At 71.7% G+C, this 18,934-nt stretch carries 20 protein-coding genes and 1 tRNA gene; 13 read left to right on the top strand and 8 right to left on the bottom strand.

The genetic code is table 11. The features are described from left to right. The first annotated feature begins 45 nt into the window (after window positions 1–45). A complete protein-coding gene (locus ACZ49B_RS18635; RefSeq protein WP_468306920.1) occupies window positions 46–249 on the top strand; it encodes a cold-shock protein in 204 nt (67 codons plus the stop codon). A gap of 41 nt (window positions 250–290) precedes the next feature. Here the strand turns inward: ACZ49B_RS18635 and ACZ49B_RS18630 are convergent, their stop codons facing one another. After that, on the bottom strand, window positions 291–830 hold the full coding sequence (locus tag ACZ49B_RS18630) for a hypothetical protein (protein WP_468306918.1): 540 nt from the start codon (window positions 828–830) through the stop codon (window positions 291–293). 79 nt (window positions 831–909) lie between these two features. On the opposite strand from ACZ49B_RS18630, the gene ACZ49B_RS18625 reads away from it, so the two are divergent. The 4 genes from ACZ49B_RS18625 (at window position 910) to ACZ49B_RS18610 (ending at window position 4,204) form a co-directional block, all read left to right on the top strand. After that, window positions 910–1,629 carry a response regulator transcription factor gene (locus ACZ49B_RS18625; RefSeq protein WP_468306916.1) on the top strand — a complete coding sequence of 240 codons (720 nt, stop codon included), beginning with the start codon at window positions 910–912 and terminating at the stop codon, window positions 1,627–1,629. Further along, entirely contained in the window at window positions 1,626–3,011 is a 1,386-nt protein-coding gene (locus ACZ49B_RS18620; RefSeq protein ID WP_468306913.1) for a sensor histidine kinase, read from the top strand. Before ACZ49B_RS18625 ends, ACZ49B_RS18620 begins: the two co-directional genes overlap by 4 nt. Window positions 3,012–3,121: 110 nt before the next feature. Continuing rightward, window positions 3,122–3,823, top strand: a complete 702-nt coding sequence (locus tag ACZ49B_RS18615; protein WP_468306912.1) for an NADPH-dependent F420 reductase — start codon at window positions 3,122–3,124, stop codon at window positions 3,821–3,823. An 84-nt stretch (window positions 3,824–3,907) separates the two neighbouring features. Next, complete coding sequence (locus ACZ49B_RS18610; protein WP_468306910.1) at window positions 3,908–4,204, top strand: hypothetical protein; 297 nt, start codon at window positions 3,908–3,910, stop codon at window positions 4,202–4,204. Here ACZ49B_RS18610 and ACZ49B_RS18605 read toward each other — a convergent pair. Continuing rightward, window positions 4,125–5,414, bottom strand: coding sequence for an MFS transporter (locus ACZ49B_RS18605; RefSeq protein WP_468306907.1), 1,290 nt, complete (start codon window positions 5,412–5,414; stop codon window positions 4,125–4,127). The two genes, ACZ49B_RS18610 and ACZ49B_RS18605, sit on opposite strands and share 80 nt — an antisense overlap. Window positions 5,415–5,546: 132 nt before the next feature. Further along, a complete protein-coding gene (locus tag ACZ49B_RS18600; protein WP_468306904.1) occupies window positions 5,547–6,050 on the bottom strand; it encodes a MarR family winged helix-turn-helix transcriptional regulator in 504 nt (167 codons plus the stop codon). Window positions 6,051–6,214: 164 nt separating this feature from the next. On the opposite strand from ACZ49B_RS18600, the gene ACZ49B_RS18595 reads away from it, so the two are divergent. Then, the gene (locus ACZ49B_RS18595) at window positions 6,215–7,036 is read left to right on the top strand and encodes an NAD(P)H-binding protein (RefSeq protein ID WP_468306901.1); all 822 of its coding nucleotides are present in this window, start codon (window positions 6,215–6,217) and stop codon (window positions 7,034–7,036) included. 39 nt (window positions 7,037–7,075) lie between these two features. Here ACZ49B_RS18595 and ACZ49B_RS18590 read toward each other — a convergent pair whose 3' ends face one another. Next, window positions 7,076–8,062, bottom strand: coding sequence for a helix-turn-helix transcriptional regulator (locus tag ACZ49B_RS18590; RefSeq protein WP_468306898.1), 987 nt, complete (start codon window positions 8,060–8,062; stop codon window positions 7,076–7,078). Window positions 8,063–8,334: 272 nt separating this feature from the next. Here ACZ49B_RS18590 and ACZ49B_RS18585 point away from each other — a divergent pair, with 272 nt between their 5' ends. The 5 genes from ACZ49B_RS18585 (at window position 8,335) to ACZ49B_RS18565 (ending at window position 14,370) form a co-directional block, all read left to right on the top strand. Further along, window positions 8,335–8,535: a hypothetical protein gene (locus tag ACZ49B_RS18585; protein ID WP_468306895.1), complete on the top strand. Its 201-nt coding sequence runs from the start codon at window positions 8,335–8,337 to the stop codon at window positions 8,533–8,535. Between the two features lie 6 nt (window positions 8,536–8,541). Then, window positions 8,542–8,808 carry a hypothetical protein gene (locus ACZ49B_RS18580; protein ID WP_468306892.1) on the top strand — a complete coding sequence of 89 codons (267 nt, stop codon included), beginning with the start codon at window positions 8,542–8,544 and terminating at the stop codon, window positions 8,806–8,808. Between the two features lie 139 nt (window positions 8,809–8,947). After that, window positions 8,948–10,417, top strand: a complete 1,470-nt coding sequence (locus tag ACZ49B_RS18575) for a C40 family peptidase (protein ID WP_468306889.1) — start codon at window positions 8,948–8,950, stop codon at window positions 10,415–10,417. Window positions 10,418–10,602: 185 nt separating this feature from the next. Next, a complete protein-coding gene (locus tag ACZ49B_RS18570) occupies window positions 10,603–11,730 on the top strand; it encodes an FG-GAP-like repeat-containing protein (protein ID WP_468306887.1) in 1,128 nt (375 codons plus the stop codon). A 75-nt stretch (window positions 11,731–11,805) separates the two neighbouring features. Continuing rightward, window positions 11,806–14,370 (top strand): FG-GAP-like repeat-containing protein, encoded by a 2,565-nt coding sequence (locus tag ACZ49B_RS18565; RefSeq protein ID WP_468306884.1) that lies wholly within the window; start codon window positions 11,806–11,808, stop codon window positions 14,368–14,370. A 67-nt stretch (window positions 14,371–14,437) separates the two neighbouring features. Here the strand turns inward: ACZ49B_RS18565 and ACZ49B_RS18560 are convergent. From ACZ49B_RS18560 to ACZ49B_RS18545, 4 genes are all read right to left on the bottom strand, one after another. Next, window positions 14,438–14,510 (bottom strand) — tRNA-His (locus ACZ49B_RS18560). A gap of 106 nt (window positions 14,511–14,616) precedes the next feature. Next, window positions 14,617–15,219 carry an oligoribonuclease gene (orn, locus tag ACZ49B_RS18555; RefSeq protein WP_383513354.1) on the bottom strand — a complete coding sequence of 201 codons (603 nt, stop codon included), beginning with the start codon at window positions 15,217–15,219 and terminating at the stop codon, window positions 14,617–14,619. A 92-nt stretch (window positions 15,220–15,311) separates the two neighbouring features. Next, window positions 15,312–16,484 carry a helix-turn-helix domain-containing protein gene (locus ACZ49B_RS18550; protein ID WP_030297869.1) on the bottom strand — a complete coding sequence of 391 codons (1,173 nt, stop codon included), beginning with the start codon at window positions 16,482–16,484 and terminating at the stop codon, window positions 15,312–15,314. Between the two features lie 374 nt (window positions 16,485–16,858). Beyond that, window positions 16,859–17,323 (bottom strand): hypothetical protein, encoded by a 465-nt coding sequence (locus ACZ49B_RS18545; protein ID WP_468306880.1) that lies wholly within the window; start codon window positions 17,321–17,323, stop codon window positions 16,859–16,861. Between the two features lie 355 nt (window positions 17,324–17,678). Between ACZ49B_RS18545 and ACZ49B_RS18540 the strand changes: the two genes are divergently transcribed. Next, complete coding sequence (locus ACZ49B_RS18540; RefSeq protein WP_366101580.1) at window positions 17,679–18,209, top strand: universal stress protein; 531 nt, start codon at window positions 17,679–17,681, stop codon at window positions 18,207–18,209. Between the two features lie 99 nt (window positions 18,210–18,308). Further along, complete coding sequence (locus tag ACZ49B_RS18535) at window positions 18,309–18,878, top strand: GPR1/FUN34/YaaH family transporter (protein ID WP_468306878.1); 570 nt, start codon at window positions 18,309–18,311, stop codon at window positions 18,876–18,878. The last annotated feature ends 56 nt before the right edge of the window (window positions 18,879–18,934 follow it).

Raw genomic sequence — 18,934 nt, 5'->3', positions numbered from 1 at the left:
GTGCCCCGTCGGGGCACTCGGTACCGACAGCAGGGAGACAGCGGCATGGCTCAGGGCACCGTCAAGTGGTTCAACGCGGAGAAGGGTTTCGGGTTCATCGCGCCCGAGGACGGCAGCGCGGACGTCTTCGCGCACTACAGCGAGATCCAGGGGAGCGGCTTCAAGGAACTCCAGGAGAACCAGAAGGTCGCGTACGACCTCGGCCAGGGAACCAAGGGGCCGCAGGCGACGAACATCCGCGCGATGTGACGAGGCGCTTCGGCTAGCCGGACACGCCTGGCCGGACACGCCTAACCCTCGTACGTCTCCACCAGCGGCGGATGGCCGTTCCAGGTGCAGAAGACCGACATCTCCCGGCCCGCCTTCGTGAAGGTGACCCGGATCCAGTACGGCTGCTTCCACACCTGCATCTGCCAGCCGGCGTCCGGCGTCGCCGAGACGAGCTCGGCCGAGGACGTGCCGAGGTCGAAGACCACCCGGCCACCCGTGACCGGGTAGGCCTTCACCTTGCCCGGGTCCCCGCCGCCGTCCTGCTGCTCCTCCGGGGGCGGGCTCGGCGGGGCCGCCTTCTGCGCGGGCCTCGCGGAGGAGGCGGCGGCGGAGGGCGACGCCGAGGGGGAGGCGGACGGGGACGGGGAGTCCGAGGCCGGTTCGGGCGACGGCGCCGCGCTGTGCGTCGAGGAGGACAGTGGCTGCGTGGTCAGCGGCACGGCCAGCGGCGGATCGTAGGCCGTTCCGGACATGACGGTGTGCACGCCCCACCAGGACAGCGTCACCGCCGCCCCGGTCGCCAGCGTCCAGGCGAGAGCATGAACAAGTCCTCGGTGCATCAGGGCACATACTGCACCACTCGCCCCAGAGGCGTCCCGACACCCCGTGTGGTCCCTCGAATGGACTACGGTGCCGCCCATGGCAAGTGTGCTCGTGGTCGAGGACGACCAGTTCGTACGTTCCGCCCTGATCCGGCACCTGACCGAGGCTTCGCACACCGTGCGGAGCGTCGGCACGGCCCTCGAGGCGCTGCGCGAGGTCGCCCACCACCGGTTCGACGTGGTCATCCTCGACCTCGGGCTGCCCGACCTCGACGGGTCGGAGGCGCTCAAGATGCTGCGCGGCATCACCGACGTACCGGTGATCATCGCCACCGCGCGCGACGACGAGGCCGAGATCGTCCGGCTCCTCAACGACGGAGCCGACGACTACCTGACCAAACCCTTCTCCGTGGAGCACCTCTCCGCCCGGATGTCCGCCGTCCTGCGCCGCGCCCGCGCGGCCGCCGGGGCCGAGCCGCCCTCGCGGGTCCTGCGGGTGGGCGGGCTGGCCATCGACCCGCTGCGGCGGCAGGCCGAGCTGGACGGGGCCGTGCTGGACCTGACCCGGCGGGAGTTCGACCTGCTGGCCTTCCTCGCCGGGCGGCCCGGGGTGGTCGTGGCCCGGCGCGAACTGCTCGCCGAGGTCTGGCAGCAGTCGTACGGGGACGACCAGACCATCGACGTGCACCTGTCCTGGCTGCGCCGCAAGCTCGGCGAGACCGCCGCCCGTCCTCGCTATCTGCACACGCTGCGGGGGGTCGGGGTCAAGCTGGAGCCGCCGGTGTCGGAGCAGCCCGTGTCGGAGCCGCCGCTGTGAGATGGGCGCTGGTCAAGGTGTGCCTCGCGGTCACGGCCATGGTGGTCGTGGCCTTCGCCGTGCCGCTCGGGCTGGTCGTCCAGGAGATGGCCAGCGACCGGGCCTTCTCCAACGCCGAGCGGCAGGCGGCCACCATCGGGCCGACCCTGTCCATCACCACCGACCCGGTACAGCTGCGCAAGGCCGTGGAGTCCACGCAGATGGGCGCGGCCCAGCGGATGGCGGTCCACGTGCCCGCGATCGGCGGCAGCGCGCCGGTGGAGATCGGCACCGGCCGGGCCGGGGCGCACGCCGTGGAGGAGACCCGGCGGATGGGCCGGGCGATGACGGCCCCGCTGGCAGGCGGCGGTTCGGCGCTGCTCCAGCCGACCGCCCTCGGGTCGGGGGACATCGCCGTCGTGGAGATCTTCGTACCGGAGAGCGAGGTCAGCAACGGCGTCGCGACGGCCTGGGTGGTCCTCGCCGGCGTCGGTCTGGCGCTGATCGTGGGCTCGGTGGCGGTCGCCGACCGGCTCGGCGCCCGGCTGGTGCGGCCGGCCGAGCGGCTCGCGGACGCCGCGCACCAGCTGGGGGAGGGACGGCTGGGGGCGCGGGTGCCGGAGGACGGGCCGAAGGAACTCCGCTCGGCGGCCGTCGCGTTCAACTCGATGGCGGACCAGGTGGTGGAACTCCTCGCCAACGAGCGGGAGCTGGCCGCCGACCTCTCGCACCGGCTGCGGACGCCGCTGACGGTGCTGCGGCTCAACACGGCCTCGCTCGGCGACGGGCCGGCCGCGGAGCAGACCCGGGCTGCGGTGGAACAGCTGGAGCGGGAGGTCGACACGATCATCCGTACGGCCCGTGAACAGCGCGCACCCGCGGCCGCCGCGGGCGGGGTCGGGGCGGGCTGCGACGCCTCCGAGGTGATCCGCGACCGGATGGACTTCTGGTCGGCGCTGGCGGAGGACGAGGGACGCGAGGTGCGGCTCGCGGGCGTGGACCGTACGGTACGGCTCCCGGTCGCCCGGCCGGAGCTCGCGGCCGCCCTCGACGCCCTGCTCGGCAACGTGTTCCGGCACACCCCCGAGGGAACCCCCTTCGCGGTGGACGTCCACGACGCGGGGGACGCGGTCATCGTCCTCGTCTCGGACGCGGGCCCCGGCATCGCCGATCCGGACGCGGCGCTGCGGCGCGGCAACGACGGCGGGCGGGACGGCTCGACGGGCCTCGGCCTGGACATCGTGCGCCGGGTCGCGGAATCGACGGGCGGCGACGTGCGGATCGGCCGCTCGATGCTCGGCGGGACCGAGGTCCGGGTGTGGATCGCCCTGGACGACCGGGCGCGGGGCGGTGCGGGCGGTGTGCGGACGCGCCGCGGCCGCCGCAAGCGGCGCGGCGGCTGACGGGCGGTTCGCCGGTTCGCCGGTTCGCCTGCCTTCGCCCGCGGCGGGCGCGGGCGGCATACCGTACGGGGTGGTTGGTTGTCCTTCCCCCGAACGGAATGGAACTGGTCATGCGCTACGCAGTCCTCGGCACCGGGATCGTCGGCCGCACGGTGGCCGGCCGCCTCGTCTCGCTCGGACACGAGGTGGTCATCGGCACCCGGGACCCCGAGGCCACCCTCGCCCGCCCCGAGTACGCCGCATGGCGGGAGGCCCACCCGCAGGCCGGCCTCGCCTCGTTCCCGGAAGCCGCCCGGCAGGGCGAGGTCCTGGTCAACGCCACCGGCGGGCAGGTCAGCGTCGCCGCCCTGACGGAGGCGGACGCCGCGCACCTGGACGGCAAGGTGCTGATCGACATCGCCAACCCGCTGGACTTCTCGCAGGGGTTCCCGCCCACCCTCGACCCGGTGGACGACGACAGCCTGGGCGAGCTGCTCCAGAGGACGTTCCCGCGGCTGCGGGTGGTCAAGACGCTGAACACGATGAACTGCCGGATCATGGTCGAGCCGGCCCGCGTGCCGGGCGAGCACACCGTGTTCCTCTCGGGCGAGGACGCCGACGCCAAAAAGTCCGTACGCGAGCTGCTGTACTCCTTCGGCTGGCCGGAGACGAGCGTCCTGGATCTCGGCGGCATCGAGACGGCGCGGGGCACGGAGATGCTGCTCCCCATCTGGCTACGTCTGATGGGGACCCTCGGCCACACGGACTTCAACTTCCACATCCAGGGCGCGCAGCAGGACAGCGCGCAGCCGAGCACGCAGCCGGGCGGCTGAGAACCGGCCCGTCCCGGATGGGCGCCGAGATGTTGCCGGTCCGGGTGGCCGCGCCGAATGTGGGCCTGACGGAAGGAGTCAGGCATGAGAGTCATGCTCCGGGCCCACTTGGACACGGCGGCCACGAACGAGGGGATCAAGAGCGGCGCCCTGCAGCAGGCCATGAAGAAGCTCATGGACACCATCAAGCCGGAGGCCGCCTACTTCGGGCTCCACGAGGGCGTCCGGTCCTGCTGGATGGTCTTCGACCTCCAGGACAGCTGGCAGATGCCGTCGCTGATGGAGGATCTGTTCGCACAGTTCAACGCCGAGCTCGAGGTCGGTCCTGTGATGAACGCCGAGGACCTGGCGAAGGGTCTCGGGGCGATGAAGTCCTCGTAGATCGGGCCGGGATCCCGCCCCACTCCCGGCCGGCGGCCGCCCACGCGAGCACCGCGGAGGCGGCCGCCGCCGCGCACGCCACGGCGAACGCGGCCCGGTGGCCGTACGCCGCCGCCAGCGGTCCGGCGGCCGCAGCGGCCAGCGCCTGACCGACGATCAGGCCGCTGCCCACCACGGTCATGGCCTCGCCCCTCCGCTGCACCGGGCCGGCCCGCTCGACGAGCCCGAACAGCGCGATCAGGTGCGGGGCCACGGCCAGCCCGATCCCGGCGACCGCCAGGGCGGCGCCGAGCAGCCCCGACACGGCGAGCAGCGGCAGCGTGAGCAGCGCCTGTACGGCGATGGTCCGGCGCAGCCGTACGCCCAGGTCCGCGGAACCGGGGCGGGCGACCGTCACGAAGCCGGCGATCGAGCTGGTCACGGCCATCGCCGCCCACACCAGCCCGGCCGTTCCCGGCTCGCCCAACGACTGGGCGAGCGCGTTGACCCCGGTGTTGGCCCCGCTCCACGCGGCGCCCTGCAGCACGGCCATCACGCACAGCAGCACGAGCTCCGGCGACCACAGTCGTACGTCGGCACGAGCACCGGCATCCGGTGCGCCGAGGGGGCCGGGCGCAGTCGGGTGGACGGCGAACAGGGTCCCGAAGAGCAGGATCAGCCCGGCGGCGAGCACGAGCGCGGAGGCCGGGTGCACGGCCACGGCCAGGATCCCGGCGAGCGCGGGCCCGACCACGAACCCGACCTCGTCGAGGGTGGTGTCGAAGGACAGGGCCGCACCGACCAGGGCCTTGTCCTCGCCCGCCAGGTGCGCCCAGCGGGCCCGGGCCAGCGGGCCGACCTGCGGCACGGTGAGCCCGGCGGCGACGGCGAGGGCCGTCCGGGCGGGCAGCGGCAGCCCGGCCAGGACGCCCGCGACGAGGGCGGCCAGGACGGCGGCGTTCGCGACGCAGGCGACGAGGAGCACGGGGCGGTGGCCGCGCCGGTCGGCGAGCCGGCCGATGACCGGGCCGCCGAGGGCCTGGCCGAGCCAGAGGGCGGCCGCGACGGTGCCGGCCTCGCCGATGCCGTCGCGTTCGTTGATGAGCAGGAGCGTTCCGATGGGGCACAGTGCGGCGGGCAGCCGCGCGAGGAACGCGCAGACGGGCAAGGCGCTGCCGCCGAGTGCGAACACTCCGCGGAAGCCGCCGGGGGCGGCGTCGGATCCGGACACGGACAACCTCCATCCGCACGCCGACCCTCCCGTGTCTCCGGCGCGCACCGTTGCCCGTTGGACAGACCGTAGCCGCGGAATGCGGGCCTCGGCAGTCCCGCCCGTTCTTCCGGGGGAGGTGCGGCCCGGAACTCAGCCGCCGGAGTTGAGGCGCTGCGCCTGGGACCGGCCGACCTCGGCGGCGCGGTGCAGGTAGTCGGCGATGACCGCGAGTTCGGCGTCGGAGTAGCTCTCCAGGACCGCGCCGAAGGCCCGGCCGGGGGTGTCCCAGGCCTCGCCGATGCGTCGGCGGGCCTCGGGGGCGAGGGAGACGAGGGAGCGGCGGCGGTCGTGGGGGTCGGCGTGCCGCTCGACGATTCCGGCCTTGACCAGCCGGTCGACGAGGCGGGTGGCGGAGCCGGAGGTCAGGCCGGTGAGGCGGGCGATGTCGCCGGTGCTGACGGGGCCGGGTTCCATGTCGAGGAGGGCGACGCACTGCATGTCGGTGGGGTGCAGCCCGACGTGGTCGGCCATGGCCTGGTTGAAGAGCGAGTAGTCGGCGTAGTGCCGCTGGCTCTCGGTGACGATGCGCGTGAGCAGCTCGGCGCGGCTCCACTCAGCACGGGTGTCACTCGAACGAGGGGAATCGGTTGACATCGGCTTCTCCATGCCTGAAATTTATCTGTGTGACGCAGAATGTTGATCGTGCAGAATCTGTGTCACGTACCCATCCTAGCGTGTGCCGCACGCCAGGACATCAAGCAGAACAGCAACCAGATCAGCAACAAGAGCAACGACAAGAACAGGAACAGGAACCCGCCATGTCGATCCTCGTCACCGGTGCCCGCGGCACCGTCGCCCGCGGCCTCGTCTCCCTCCTCGCCGCCCGCGGCATCCCTCACCGCCTCGCCTCCCGCGAGCCGGACACGCCCGATGCCGTCCACTGTGATCTCACCGATCCGTCGACCTTCCCTGGCGCCCTGGCCGACGTCCGGTCCGTCTTCCTCTACGCCGAGGCCGCCGCCATCGGCGCCTTCGTCAAGGAGGCCGTCGCCGCCGGAGTCGAGCACGTCGTGCTCCTGTCCTCCTCCTCGGTGCTCGGGCCGGGCGCTGCCGACAGCCCGCTGTCCGCCTCCCATCTCGCCGTCGAGGAGGCGCTGCTGGCCTCCCCGCTGCGCACCACCCTGCTGCGACCCGGCTCGTTCGCGAGCAACGCCCTCGGCTGGGCCTGGTCGCTGAAGTCCGGCCGCGCGGTCCAGCTGCCCTACCCGGGCGCCCACTGCGACCCGGTCCATGAGGCCGACCTCGCCGAGGCCGCCTTCGCCGTCCTCACCGACGCCGCCCTCGGCGGCCGCGCGTACCACCTGACCGGCCCGCACTCCCTGACGTTCGCGACCCAACTGGCGCTACTCGGCAGGGTGCTCGGTGCCCCCGTGCCCTTCGAGTCCGTCACCGCCGAGCAGTGGAAGTCCGGGGTCGAGGGCTACATACCCGGCCCCTATGCCGATGCGCTCCTCGACTACTGGGCCGCGAGCGACGGGCTCCCGGTCGAGATCACCGACGCCGTCGAGCGTCTCACCGGCCACCCGGCCCGCTCCTTCGAAACCTGGGCCGAGGACCACGCGGATGCCTTCCGCGCCTGACCGCCGCGATCCCCTTCCGCGCCTGCTCAGGCCGTACGGTCAGAGCCAGCCGCGCTGGGCTGCCTTCAGGCCGGCCTCGAACCGGCTGGTGGCGTGCAGGCGTTCCATCATTCCGGCCATCTGACGGCGTACGGTGCGCAGCGAGACGCCGAGGCGCTTGCCCGCGACCTCGTCCGTCAGCCCGGACGCCAGCAGCTTCAGCAGTTCCCGTTCGCCCGCGCTGATCCCGTCCTCCGTCGGCTGCTTGCGGTCCGCGCCGAGCGGTACCGCGGTCTCCCACGTCTGCTCGAACAGCGTGATCAGCGAGGCGACGATGCCCGGCGCCGTCGTGCACAGCGCCCCGAGCCGGGAGTTGGCCGGGTCGATCGGGACGATGGCGGTCGTCCGGTCGAAGATCAGCAGCCGCGGCGGCAGCATGGGGCTGGTGCGCACCTGGCCGCCGCGTTCGGTGGTCCACTGGGCGTAGCCCAGCGTGGGCGGGTCGTTGCGGACGCTGTCCTGGTAGACGGCCCGCAACTCGACGCCCTGGGCCATCGCCCGTTCGTCCAGCGGGCGCGAGGCGTCGAGGCTGGCCTGCGACTGGGCGCCGCCCGGGATGATCGCGAGGCATTCCTCGGCGAGGTCGTGGGTCAGGATCTCCAGCCGTGCCTGGATGGCGTCGATCCCCACCAGCCGCTCGGTTCCGTCGGTCTCCGTGTTCGGCCGCAGGCCGGCGTACTCGGCGATGGCCTGCGCGGCCGCGGCCTTGCTCGCGGCGAGCTGTTGCTGGCGCCGCGCCAGATCCTCCTCCTGGCGGCGCAGGATCAGCTCCAGGCCCACCTCGGGGCTCACGGCGCGCAGTCCGCCGGAGCTCTCACGCGAGGAGGTCAGGAGGTTCAGGTCGACGAGCCGGTCCAGTGCGTCCCGTATGCGGCCCTCCGGCAGGGCGAGGCGTGCGCCCAATTCGGCCAGCCCGCCCGACGGATCCGCCAGCATCCCCCGGTACACGGACTCCACGTCCCCATCGAGCCCCAAAGCTTCCAGCATGCCCAGCCCCCCAGCTGATCCCTACAGACGGGCACGTCGGACCGTCTGTCGATGATCTTAAGCGGGCGACCGGTGTTCGGGCCGGGCGACACCAAGCTGCCAGGCAGCTGGCTGCCAGCCCGAACCCCTTCCAGGCCTCTGACCTGGGCAGCAAGATATTGATCACCGGGACGGCGGGGCACGGAAGCCCCACCCCAGGCCAGGGCCGCAAGGCCGGACCGGAGCAGCGCGCACCACCCGCATCGCACCGCTCTCACGCTCAGGGGAACGTCATGTCTCGCACCGCGCACTTCATCGCTGCCGCCGGCCTCACCGCTCTGTTCTCGATCGGCGCCGCCTCCGCCGCCGTCGCCGCACCCGCCGCAGGCACCGGCGTGATCGGCTGGGACTCGTACCACGCGGCCTCCGCCTCCGCCTCCGTCATCGGGTGGGACTCCGCGGCCGCCGACAAGCACGTGATCGGCTGGGACTGACGACCCGTGCGGGTGATCCAAGCCTCCCTGCACCGCACGCTCCCCGGACCGCCCCCCGAGGGGTCCTCCCACCTCATCCACGACCTGCTCTGGGCGCACGCCACGCAGGCAGAGGGCCTGGAGCACATCCGGCCCCGCCCCACCGAGCACGGTCTGGACCTCTTCCTCTTCGTACGCGCCGCCTGCGACGCCTCGGCCCTCGAGCAGATGCGCACCCTGCTCACCCGGGTGGACACCCCCATCGCCGCGCACGGTTACACCGTCGCCCCCTGAACGACGGTCTTTCACCAGCCGTGTAGGCGCCGCCACTTCGCCGCCATTTCGCCGCCCGGCCGCTCAGGGCTGCCCTGTCGCGCCCTCGCTCGCCGGCCCACAGCCTTCTTCGATTCACCTACCCCTCTGGAGCTCTTCGATGTCCCGCTCTCTGCGCCGTTCGTCCGCCGCCGCCCTCCTCGCCGCGGGCCTGGCCTCCGTCGTCCTGACCACCACGGTTCCGGCGCAGGCAGCAGACGTTCCCATGGCGCCGGCCGGCTCGCAGTCGGTTCAGGCCGACACCGGCACGATCACGCCGTTCACCCCGACCGTGCCCAACCCGACCACCGCCACGAAGGCCGAGCTGGACGCGGCCGCCGCCAAGGCCGCCAAGACCGCCAAGACCAGCCGGATGTTCCTGGCCCCGCAGGCACAGACCGCCGCCGACTCGAGCGTGGGCGGCCAGATCAGCCGGAGCGAGGTCATAGCGCGGGCCAAGACCTGGGTGGAAGCGGGTGTTCCCTACAGCATGACCAGCTACCGCACCGATGCGAACGGCCGCTACCGCACCGACTGCTCCGGCTTCGTCTCCATGGCCTGGCACCTCGCCTCCTCCTCGGCCAACAACTACGGGGAGACGACGGGCACCCTGCTGGACTTCACGTCGTCCATCAGCAAGGACTCCCTCAAGCCGGGCGACATCATGCTCAACCCGGACCCGGGTGCCAGCGGCCACGTGGTCATCTTCAACGGCTGGGCGAACGCCGAGCACACCCACTACGACGCCTACGAGCAGGCCGGCAGCGTCGGCGCGGTCCACCGCGAGATCCCCTACCCGTACTGGTCCGGGCACGGCACCTTCAGCCCCCGCCGCTACGACAAGATCGTCGAAGACGTGCAGCTGAACAACTCCCAGACGGCGGGGGCGGATTTCAACGGTGACGGTCAGGCGGACATCGTGGCCCGGGACGGGTCGGGGAACCTGAAGATGTGGACGCACAATGCGGGTGGCTACTTCAACGCTGCCGTGCAGGTGACGAGCGGTTGGAGCTTCACGCAGACGGTGGCCGCGGACTTCGATGGTGACGGCAAGGCGGATCTGATCGCCCGTGACGGTTCGGGGAACCTGAAGCGGTGGAGCGGTCGTGGTGACGGGACCTTCGGTGCGGCGGTCCAGGTGACGGGCGGCTGGGACTTCTCGCAGACCGCGGCGGCGGACTTCGATGGTGACGGCAAGGCGGATCTGATCGCCCGTGACGGTTCGGGGAACCTGAAGATCTGGGCGGGTCGCGGCGACGGTACGTTCGGCGCCGGCGTGCAGCTGAGCTCCGGCTGGGACTTCACCCAGACCGCTGCGGCGGACTTCAACGGCGACCACCAGGCCGACATCATCGCCCGCGACGGCTCCGGAAACCTCAAGATGTGGACGCACAACGCCGGCGGCTACTTCAACGCCCCCGTCCAGGTGACGGGCGGCTGGAACTTCTCGCAGACCGCCACGGCCGACTTCGACGGCAACGGCAAGGCCGACCTCATCGCTCGGGACGACAACACCGGCAACCTCAACATCTGGGCCGGTCACGGCGACACGACCTTCGGCGCGGCCGCCAAGCTCACCGGCGGCTGGTAACCCTCCGCCCCACGCTGCCGCCCGGGAGAACCCACCCGGGCGCCAGCCCCGAGACGCCTCGCGCCTGAGCGGCTCCAGAGCCAGAGCCCCTTCGCCGTGACACGCTCACGGCGTCGAGCGAGCCGCTGCTCCCGTGCGCACATCAGCCCGATCCCACCGCATCTGCCCTCAAGGGGACTCCCAGCATGTCGTTCCGACCGTTCTCCTCCCGCATGGTCGTGGCATCCGCCGCCGCGCTCGCCACCTGCACCACCGTCCTCGGGCTCGTCGCCACGGCCGGCACCGCTCAGGCCGCCGCCGTCAGCACCTGGGACAAGGTCGCCCAGTGCGAGTCCGGCGGGAACTGGGCCATCAACACCGGCAACGGCTTCTACGGCGGAGTGCAGTTCTCGCAGTCCACCTGGCAGGCCTTCGGGGGCACCGCGTACGCCGCCCGGGCCGATCTGGCCACGAAGAAGCAGCAGATCCTGATAGCCGAGAAGGTCCTGAAGGTCCAGGGCCAGGGGGCCTGGCCGAACTGCGGGCCGGCGGCCGGTCTCGCGGCGGACCACGCAGATCCGTACCCGGAGGACAGCCTGCCTGCCCCGGTCAACTCCCAGACGGCGGGGGCGGATTTCAACGGTGACGGTCAGGCGGACATCGTGGCCCGGGACGGGTCGGGGAACCTGAAGATGTGGACGCACAATGCGGGTGGCTACTTCAACGCTGCCGTGCAGGTGACGAGCGGTTGGAGCTTCACGCAGACGGTGGCGGCGGACTTCGACGGTGACGGCAAGGCGGATCTGATCGCCCGTGACGGTTCGGGGAACCTGAAGCGGTGGAGCGGTCGTGGTGACGGGACCTTCGGTGCGGCGGTCCAGGTGACGGGCGGCTGGGCCTTCACGCAGACCGCGGCGGCGGACTTCGATGGTGACGGCAAGGCGGATCTGATCGCCCGTGACGGTTCGGGGAACCTGAAGATCTGGGCGGGTCGCGGCGACGGTACGTTCGGCGCCGGCGTGCAGCTGAGCTCCGGCTGGGACTTCACCCAGACCGCTGCGGCGGACTTCAACGGCGACCACCAGGCCGACATCATCGCCCGCGACGGCTCCGGAAACCTCAAGATGTGGACCCACAACGCCGGCGGCTACTTCAACGCCCCGGTCACCGTCACCGGAGGCTGGGACTTCACCCAGACGACCGCGGCCGACTTCGACGGCAACGGCAAGGCGGACCTGATCGGCCGCGACACCGCCACCGGCAACCTCAACATCTGGGCCGGTCACGGCGACACGACCTTCGGCGCGGCCGCCAAGCTCACCGGCGGCTGGTAACCCTCCGCCCCACGCTGCCGCCCGGTGCCATGACGCCCGGGCGGCAGCGCCGTCCCAGACCCGAGGAACCCTCCGATGCCCTTTGCGACACGCACCCACCGCCGGATGCGGACCACGGCCCTGCCGCTCGTCCTCTCCCTGGCCGCCGGCGGGCTGGTCACCGCCACCGCCGCCACCGCGAACGCCGCGACGTACAGCTCCGTGCGCGAGGCGTTCAACAACACGGCGATCAGCCCGGACGGCGAAGCCGGCGCGGCCGACTTCGACGCCGCGGGGCGCAGCCTGTCGGCCACCGACCTGGACCAGGCCGGCTGGCTGCGGGGCACGCGCGTCACGCTCAGCGGAACGACCTACACACGGGCGGACGTCGCCCCCGGCCGGCCGGACAACGTGCTGGCGACGGGCCAGACCCTCGCGGTACGGGGCTCCGGCAACGCTCTCGGATTCCTGGCATCGGCGACTTCCGGCTCTGTTGCCGCCCCCGTCACCGTGACCTACGCCGACGGCACTTCGGCGCAGCAGACCCTGGAGGTCGGCGACTGGAGCGCGGGCGGGACGGCAACCGCGGCGCTCAGCCTGGACCACCGCAACACCGCATCCGGGCAGCAGGCGGCCCCGGCCCGCCTGTACGCGGTCACCGTGCCGCTCGACCCGAGGAAGACCATCACGTCGGTGACCCTGCCGAAGACCGGCAGCGCCGCCGCTCCGGGAGCCTCCGCCCTGCACGTGTTCGACATCGCGATACGCAGCACACCCGCCGCTCCGGGCGGAAAGTTCTGGGCGGGAAGCTGGGGCGCCGCCTTCGGCTCGGCCCAGCAGCCGGCCCCGCAGGGCTGGGCCCAGCAGACCCTGCGCATGGTCGTGAACCCGCACACCAGCGGCGGCACGGCCCGGATCCGGTTCGCCAACACCTTCTCGCCGCAACCGATCAGACTCGGCCACGTGACCGTGGCCTCCCAGGTCCAGGCCGGCGGCGCGGCCGCAACGCAGGCACCCCTCTCCCTCACCTTCGGAGGCAGCCAGGAGACGATCCTCCCGGCCGGCGGCGAAATCTACAGCGACCCCGTAGCCTTCCCCGTCACCGCCGGGAAGAACCTCCTGGTCAGCATCTACCTTCCCGATCCGGTCACCACGGTCCCCACGCACGACTACGCCCTGACGACCTCCTTCGTCAGCAGCCGCCTGGCAGGCGACCACACCACGGACACCGGCGGGGCCGCGTTCCCGGGCACCCTCTCGTACTGGACCCTGGTCAGCGGTGTCGACGTCGCCGCGGCCGACAACATCGGAACGGTCGTCGCCCTGGGCGACTCCCAGACCGACGGGGGGCATTCCACCCCGGACAAGAACCAGCGCTGGCCCGACCACTACGCGGCGGCCCTGAACAGCAGCTCCCAGACGGCCGGCGTCGTCAATTCCGGCATCAGCGCGAACCGTCTGCTGAGCGACCGCGCGGACACCGCGGGACCCGCCGCACTGAGCAGGCTGGACCGCGACGTCTTCGCCCAGAGCAACGTCCGTACGGTCGTCCTCTACGAAGGCATCAACGACCTCGCCCACGACAGCGCGTCCGCGGAGTCCGTGAAGGACGCCATCCGCCGCATCTGCGCCCAGGCGAAGGCGCGCGGCATCCGCGCGGTCGTCGCCACCATCCCCGCGTTCGGCGGGTACTCGGCCTACGGTGACGCCAAGGAGAACGCCCGCCAGCAGGTCAACGCCTTCATCAGGACGACGGCCGAGGCCGACGCCCGAACCGACTTCGACCTCGTCACCCGGGACCCCGACATGCCCTCCCAGCTCCTGGCGAGCATGCTCAAGCCGGGCGGCGACGACCACCTGCACTTCGGCGACGCGGGCACCAAGGTCCTCGCGGACACCCTGCTCCGGGGGACCGACGGCCCCAGCGTGAACATGTCCCAGACCGCGGCTGCGGACTTCGACGGCGACGGAGTCCGGGACCTCGTCGCACGCCAGGACTCCACGGGCATCCTCAAGATGTGGCTCGGTCGCGGCAACGGCACCTTCGCCTCCGCCGTCGACGTGACCAGCGGCTGGCGCCCCTTCTCGCAGACCGTGGCGGCCGACTTCACCGGCGACGACAAGGCCGACCTCATCGCACGCGACCCCTCTGGCAACCTGAAGCTCTGGAACGGCCGCGGCGACGGCACGTTCGGCTCGGGCGTCACGGTGACGGGCGGCTGGGACTTCTCGCAGACCGCGGCCGCCGACTTCGACGGCGACGGCAAGGCCGACCTCATCGCCCGCGACTCCTCCGGGAACCTGAAGATCTGGGCCGGCCGCGGCAACGGCACGTTCGGCGCCGGTGTGGTCCTGACCGCCGGCTGGAACTTCACCCAGACCGCCGCGGCGGACTTCAACGGCGACCACCAGGCCGACATCATCGCCCGCGACGGCTCCGGCACGCTCAAGATGTGGACCCACAACGCCGGCGGCTACTTCAACGCCCCGGTCACCGTCACCGGAGGCTGGACCTTCTCCCAGACCGTGGCGGCCGACTTCACCGGCGACGGCAGGACAGACCTGATCGCCCGCGACGACAGCACCGGCGAGCTCCGCAGCTGGGCCGGCCACGGCGATGCCTCCTTCGCCGGCTCCACCCTCCTGACCGGCGGCTGGTGACCGGACACAGCCCCAGGAAAACGCAGAGGTCCCCGGTCCGCTTTCGCGGGCCGGGGACCTCTCGCAGGGTGAGTGACGGGACTTGAACCCGCGGCCACCTGGACCACAACCAGGTGCTCTACCAACTGAGCTACACCCACCATGTCCGGTCGGAAAACCGACCGGCCGAAGAAAAGGGTACAGGGTCCGGAAGGGTGCTCGCTCCCCCCTTTTCCCCGACCCGTCTCCGGAGGGTCGTGCCGGGTCCTATTCGGCGGACAGGGTGTGCTTGGCGGCGATGGCCCGGGCGGTGTCCGAGTCGGGCCCGGGCTGCGGCACGAAGACCGCCTCCCGGTAGTAGCGCAGCTCGGCGATGGACTCCTTGATGTCCGCGAGCGCCCGGTGGTTGCCGGTCTTCGGCGGGCTGTTGAAGTAGGCCCGCGGGTACCAGCGGCGCGCCAGCTCCTTGACCGAGGACACGTCCACGATCCGGTAGTGCAGATGGCTCTCCAGCGCGGGCATGTCACGCAGCAGGAAGCCGCGGTCGGTGCCGACCGAGTTCCCGCAGAGAGGAGCCTTGCGGGGCTCCTTCACGTGTTCCCGTACGTACGCCAGGACCTGTGCCTCGGCGTCCGCGAGGGTGATCCCGCCGGCCAGCTCGTCGAGCAGTCCGGAGGCGGTGTGCATCTCGCGCACCACGTCGGGCATGGTCTCCAGGGCCGCGTCCGGCGGGCGGATCACGAGGTCCACGCCTTCGCCGAGCACGTTGAGCTCCGAGTCGGTGACCAGTGCGGCCACCTCGATAAGTGCGTCGTCCGTCAACGAGAGCCCGGTCATCTCGCAGTCGATCCACACCATGCGATCGTTCATGCGGCCCAGCTTATGCGGATTACGCGGAGGGTCCCCCGCCTCGGTGACGACCGATGCGGGGGACCTTCGTCAGGCAGTGCCCGTCGCGGGAGCTACGCGTGCTCGCGCAGGACCCGGTTCGGGGCGTACAGCTCGGTCACCGTCGGGCCGGCCGCGGCCAGGGCCGCCGCCGCCCGCTGGGGCTGCGGCGTGCGCTGGTGCGGTACCGGGGACCCCTGGATCTCGGCCACCTGGGACACGTCGGCCTGCGGCCGGCGCGCCCGGTACGCCGAGCGGTACGCGGCCGGGGAGGACCCCAGCTGCCGCCGGAAGTGCCCGCGCAGGGCGACCGGCGAGCGGAACCCGCAGCGCCCGGCGACCTCGTCGACCGAGTAGTCGGAGGTCTCCAGCAGCCGCTGCGCCTGGAGCACCCGCTGGGTGATCAGCCACTGCAGCGGCGCGCTGCCGGTCAGCGAGCGGAAGCGCCGGTCGAACGTGCGCCGGCTCATGTACGCGCGGGCGGCGAGCGTCTCCACGTCGAACTGCTCGTGGAGGTGCTCCAGTGCCCAGGCGACGACCTCGGCCAGCGGGTCGGCGCCGATCTCCTCCGGCAGCGACCGGTCGAGATAGCGCTCCTGGCCGCCGGTGCGGCGCGGCGGGACGACGAGCCGGCGGGCCAGTGCCCCGGCCGCCTCGCTGCCGTGGTCCGTGCGCACGATGTGCAGGCACAGGTCGATTCCGGCCGCGGTGCCCGCGGACGTCAGCACGTCGCCGTCGTCGACGAACAGCTCGCGCGGATCGACGTGGACGGACGGGTACCGCTTGGCCAGCGTCGGCGCGTACATCCAGTGCGTCGTCGCGGGCCGGCCGTCCAGCAGACCGGCGGCGGCGAGCACGAAGGCTCCCGTGCACAGTCCGACGATCCGGGCGCCCTCCTCGTGCGCCAGACGCAGTGCGTCGAGCGCTTCCGGAGGCGGCGGTGAAGTGATCGAGCGCCAGGCCGGAACGACGACCGTGCCTGCCCGGGCGATCGCCTCCAACCCGTACGGCGCGGTGAGCTCGAGTCCGCCGGTGGTCCGCAGCGGACCGTCTTCCCCGGCGCATACGAGCAGTCGATAGCGTGGAACTCCCGCGTCCTGCCGGTCGATGCCGAACACGGAAAGTGGAATGGAGCTCTCGAAGATCGGCCCGCCGCTGAACAGCAGCACCGCGACGATCTCCCTGCGGCGACGCCCCGCGAGCTTCCTGCCGGCGTCCGCGACGACGGCGGTGGAATCCTGGCTCATGGCTAAGCCCCCCTTGGGTGTCGCGACTCCTTGGTCTGGTCGCACCTGCACGTTTCCCCTCGGCCTTGCACGTGGATCCCCCGCCGTAAATACATGATCGAATCTACTGCGTCCCGTGGTGTCGGCGTGACAAGTTCAGCACGCAGCGCTATGTCGACTTGGCAACTTGGCGAAAAGCATTCGATCAGGAAGCCTTCCACTCCGCTACCGGAGTGGGAAGCTCGCCGTCCGGCCATGGCCAGTACCCGTAGGGTCTCGGAGCCCCCCTGGCGGTGTAGTCGCTGGTGGTAGGGGGGTTGACGGGGCATTCCGGCAAGAACGCCACTGTGCCGGGAAGTTGGCTGAAAACATGCGGGTGTGGGTGTACGAATCAGTCAGTCCTCAGGGGAAATTCCACCAGAGGTGTGACAGCCGCGGCGCGCACGGCTCCCGGCGCCGGTCCCGGACGCGGCTCCGGCGCGCGAACGCCGGCGGTGCCCGCCCGGCGGCAGCCGGTCCTCCGCGAGGACCAGGGAGGCCCGCTCCGCCTTCTCCGAGTACCGCAGCATCGCCCGGCACGCGGCCGTGACGGCGACCAGCCCGAGCGTGGCAACGGCCGCTCCGTCGAACGAGGTCCCGTAGACGACGAGCACCACGGGGACGAGCAGGCAGCTGAAGGCGGCCCAGCGCACCACGTCACCCGCGGGGTCGTCATGGGGGCGTCTGCCGTGGTGCACGGAAGGGTGAACGGCGGCGTGGGTGAAGTGCGGGGTCGTGTCGGTGTGCTGCGCGGTCCGGACGGAGCGGGCGGACTGGGTCGGCTGAGCGGGCTGGACGGGGTGGACCGGATGGCCGGGCACGGCGTGCTCCCTGCGGGCTCTTCCTGGACGGTCGGACGCCTGTCCAACGGTGTGCGGCGGTGCTCGGTCACTGCGCGCACGGGTGGCGCGTGCCGCCGCTCGTCACTGGCTGTAGGGGGCAGCGGCCATTGCCAAGGAGCCCTCGCTCCGGCATGCTCCCTGGGACGCTCTCCAAGGGCGGCATGCCCTGTGCAGGACAGGAGTGTCGCCGTACCCTGGTGGGTATGGGCTTGGGAAGATGCTTCCCGGACAGAGCTCCGTCACCCTGAGTCGTCGTTTTTCAATCGTCGCTTCCGCCCATTTGCCGCCCCGTCGCCTTGTCCCTTCCCCCGAGGACCCCTTCGCCGAGACACCCATGGCCGGTCACGAATTCCCCGAACCCGCGGACCGCAAGCGCAAACCCCTCGCCGACCACGCGTCGAGCGACCTGCGCGCGGCGGAACAGACACGTCATCCCTGCGACCCGGCCTTCCGGCACGGGGTCGTGGTGGGGTTCGACGGCTCCACGTCCAGTGAGCGCGCCCTGGCGTACGCGATCGGGATGGCCCGCCGGTCCGGATCCGGCCTGATCATCGTGCACGTGGCCAACCGGCTGCCCACCACCGTGTGGGCCGGCTGCGAGCCGCCCGTCTTCGTTGACGTACCGGACCACCGCACCGAGGTGCTGGGGCTGGAGCTCGCCTGCGCGGACTATCTGGCCGAGGTGCCGTGGATCCTGGTCGAGCGGGGCGGGGACATCTGCCACGAGCTGGAGGAGGTCGGCCGGGAGTACTCGGCGGACGCCATCGTGGTCGGCTCCACGCACGGGATCGTGGGCCGGATCTTCGGGTCCGTGGCGGGCCGGCTGGCCAAGCGCGCACAGCGACCGGTTGTTGTCATTCCGTAACCCGCTGTACGTCGGTTGTGCGGTTGTGAACCCCCATGTAAAGGGTAGATAAATGCTGCTGGGACGCAGCAAACAACTGCAGATCGAAGGGAGCCCGCCGTGGACAATGGTGTCTCTGCGGGAAGCACGGCCTCGACTTCGACCCTCGGGAACATAGCCCTGGGTCTCACCCTTCTCGCATTCGGTATCGGCCACACCGCAATCGTCAGCGGCGTGTCCGTCGCCAACTCCGTGTCACTCGCGACCTACGTCGGCGGTCTCGCCCTGTTCGTCCTCGGAATCCTCGAGTTCCGCGGCGGCAACGGCTTCAACGGCACGGCGTACGCGGGCCTCGGCGCCTTCTGGTTCACCTGGGCCGCGGGGGCGGACGGAAAGGTTTCGGCACACGCGGCCGGACTGTTCCTGGTCCTCTTCGCCCTGCTCGCGCTGACCCTCACGGTCAGTGCCTCGAGCGGACTGTTCGGTCAGGGCGCGTACGCCCTGCTCACCCTCTCCCTGCTGCTCCTCGCGGTCGGCTCCTTCGCCGACGTCGGCGGGCTCGCCAAGGTCGCCGGCTGGGTGGCCGCGGTCTCCGGGCTGCTGTTCTGGTACGGCGCCACCGCGGCGCTGGCCCACTGGCCCACCGCACTGGGCAAGGCCTCCCGCCGCGGCGCGGTCGCCGCGGGCTGAGCCCCGCACCACGGGAACGGCCCCCGGGGGAATCCCCCCGGGGGCCGTTCCGCGTG

Source organism: Streptomyces sp. NPDC031132 (genome assembly GCF_055570595.1).
The sequence above is the reverse complement of the archived record's forward strand: the minus strand, read 5'-3'. Positions and strand labels throughout refer to the sequence as shown.

Excerpts from the sequence above, each read along its gene's own strand:
- ACZ49B_RS18635 (WP_468306920.1), top strand. The coding sequence starts at position 46 with ATGGCTCAGGGCACCGTCAAGTGGTTCAACGCGGAGAAGGGTTTCGGG.
- ACZ49B_RS18630 (WP_468306918.1), bottom strand. The coding sequence starts at position 830 with ATGCACCGAGGACTTGTTCATGCTCTCGCCTGGACGCTGGCGACCGGG.
- ACZ49B_RS18625 (WP_468306916.1), top strand. The coding sequence starts at position 910 with ATGGCAAGTGTGCTCGTGGTCGAGGACGACCAGTTCGTACGTTCCGCC.
- ACZ49B_RS18615 (WP_468306912.1), top strand. The coding sequence starts at position 3,122 with ATGCGCTACGCAGTCCTCGGCACCGGGATCGTCGGCCGCACGGTGGCC.
- ACZ49B_RS18610 (WP_468306910.1), top strand. The coding sequence starts at position 3,908 with ATGAGAGTCATGCTCCGGGCCCACTTGGACACGGCGGCCACGAACGAG.
- ACZ49B_RS18600 (WP_468306904.1), bottom strand. The coding sequence starts at position 6,050 with ATGTCAACCGATTCCCCTCGTTCGAGTGACACCCGTGCTGAGTGGAGC.
- ACZ49B_RS18595 (WP_468306901.1), top strand. The coding sequence starts at position 6,215 with ATGTCGATCCTCGTCACCGGTGCCCGCGGCACCGTCGCCCGCGGCCTC.
- ACZ49B_RS18590 (WP_468306898.1), bottom strand. The coding sequence starts at position 8,062 with ATGCTGGAAGCTTTGGGGCTCGATGGGGACGTGGAGTCCGTGTACCGG.
- ACZ49B_RS18585 (WP_468306895.1), top strand. The coding sequence starts at position 8,335 with ATGTCTCGCACCGCGCACTTCATCGCTGCCGCCGGCCTCACCGCTCTG.
- ACZ49B_RS18575 (WP_468306889.1), top strand. The coding sequence starts at position 8,948 with ATGTCCCGCTCTCTGCGCCGTTCGTCCGCCGCCGCCCTCCTCGCCGCG.
- ACZ49B_RS18570 (WP_468306887.1), top strand. The coding sequence starts at position 10,603 with ATGTCGTTCCGACCGTTCTCCTCCCGCATGGTCGTGGCATCCGCCGCC.
- ACZ49B_RS18565 (WP_468306884.1), top strand. The coding sequence starts at position 11,806 with ATGCCCTTTGCGACACGCACCCACCGCCGGATGCGGACCACGGCCCTG.
- orn (WP_383513354.1), bottom strand. The coding sequence starts at position 15,219 with ATGAACGATCGCATGGTGTGGATCGACTGCGAGATGACCGGGCTCTCG.
- ACZ49B_RS18550 (WP_030297869.1), bottom strand. The coding sequence starts at position 16,484 with ATGAGCCAGGATTCCACCGCCGTCGTCGCGGACGCCGGCAGGAAGCTC.
- ACZ49B_RS18540 (WP_366101580.1), top strand. The coding sequence starts at position 17,679 with ATGGCCGGTCACGAATTCCCCGAACCCGCGGACCGCAAGCGCAAACCC.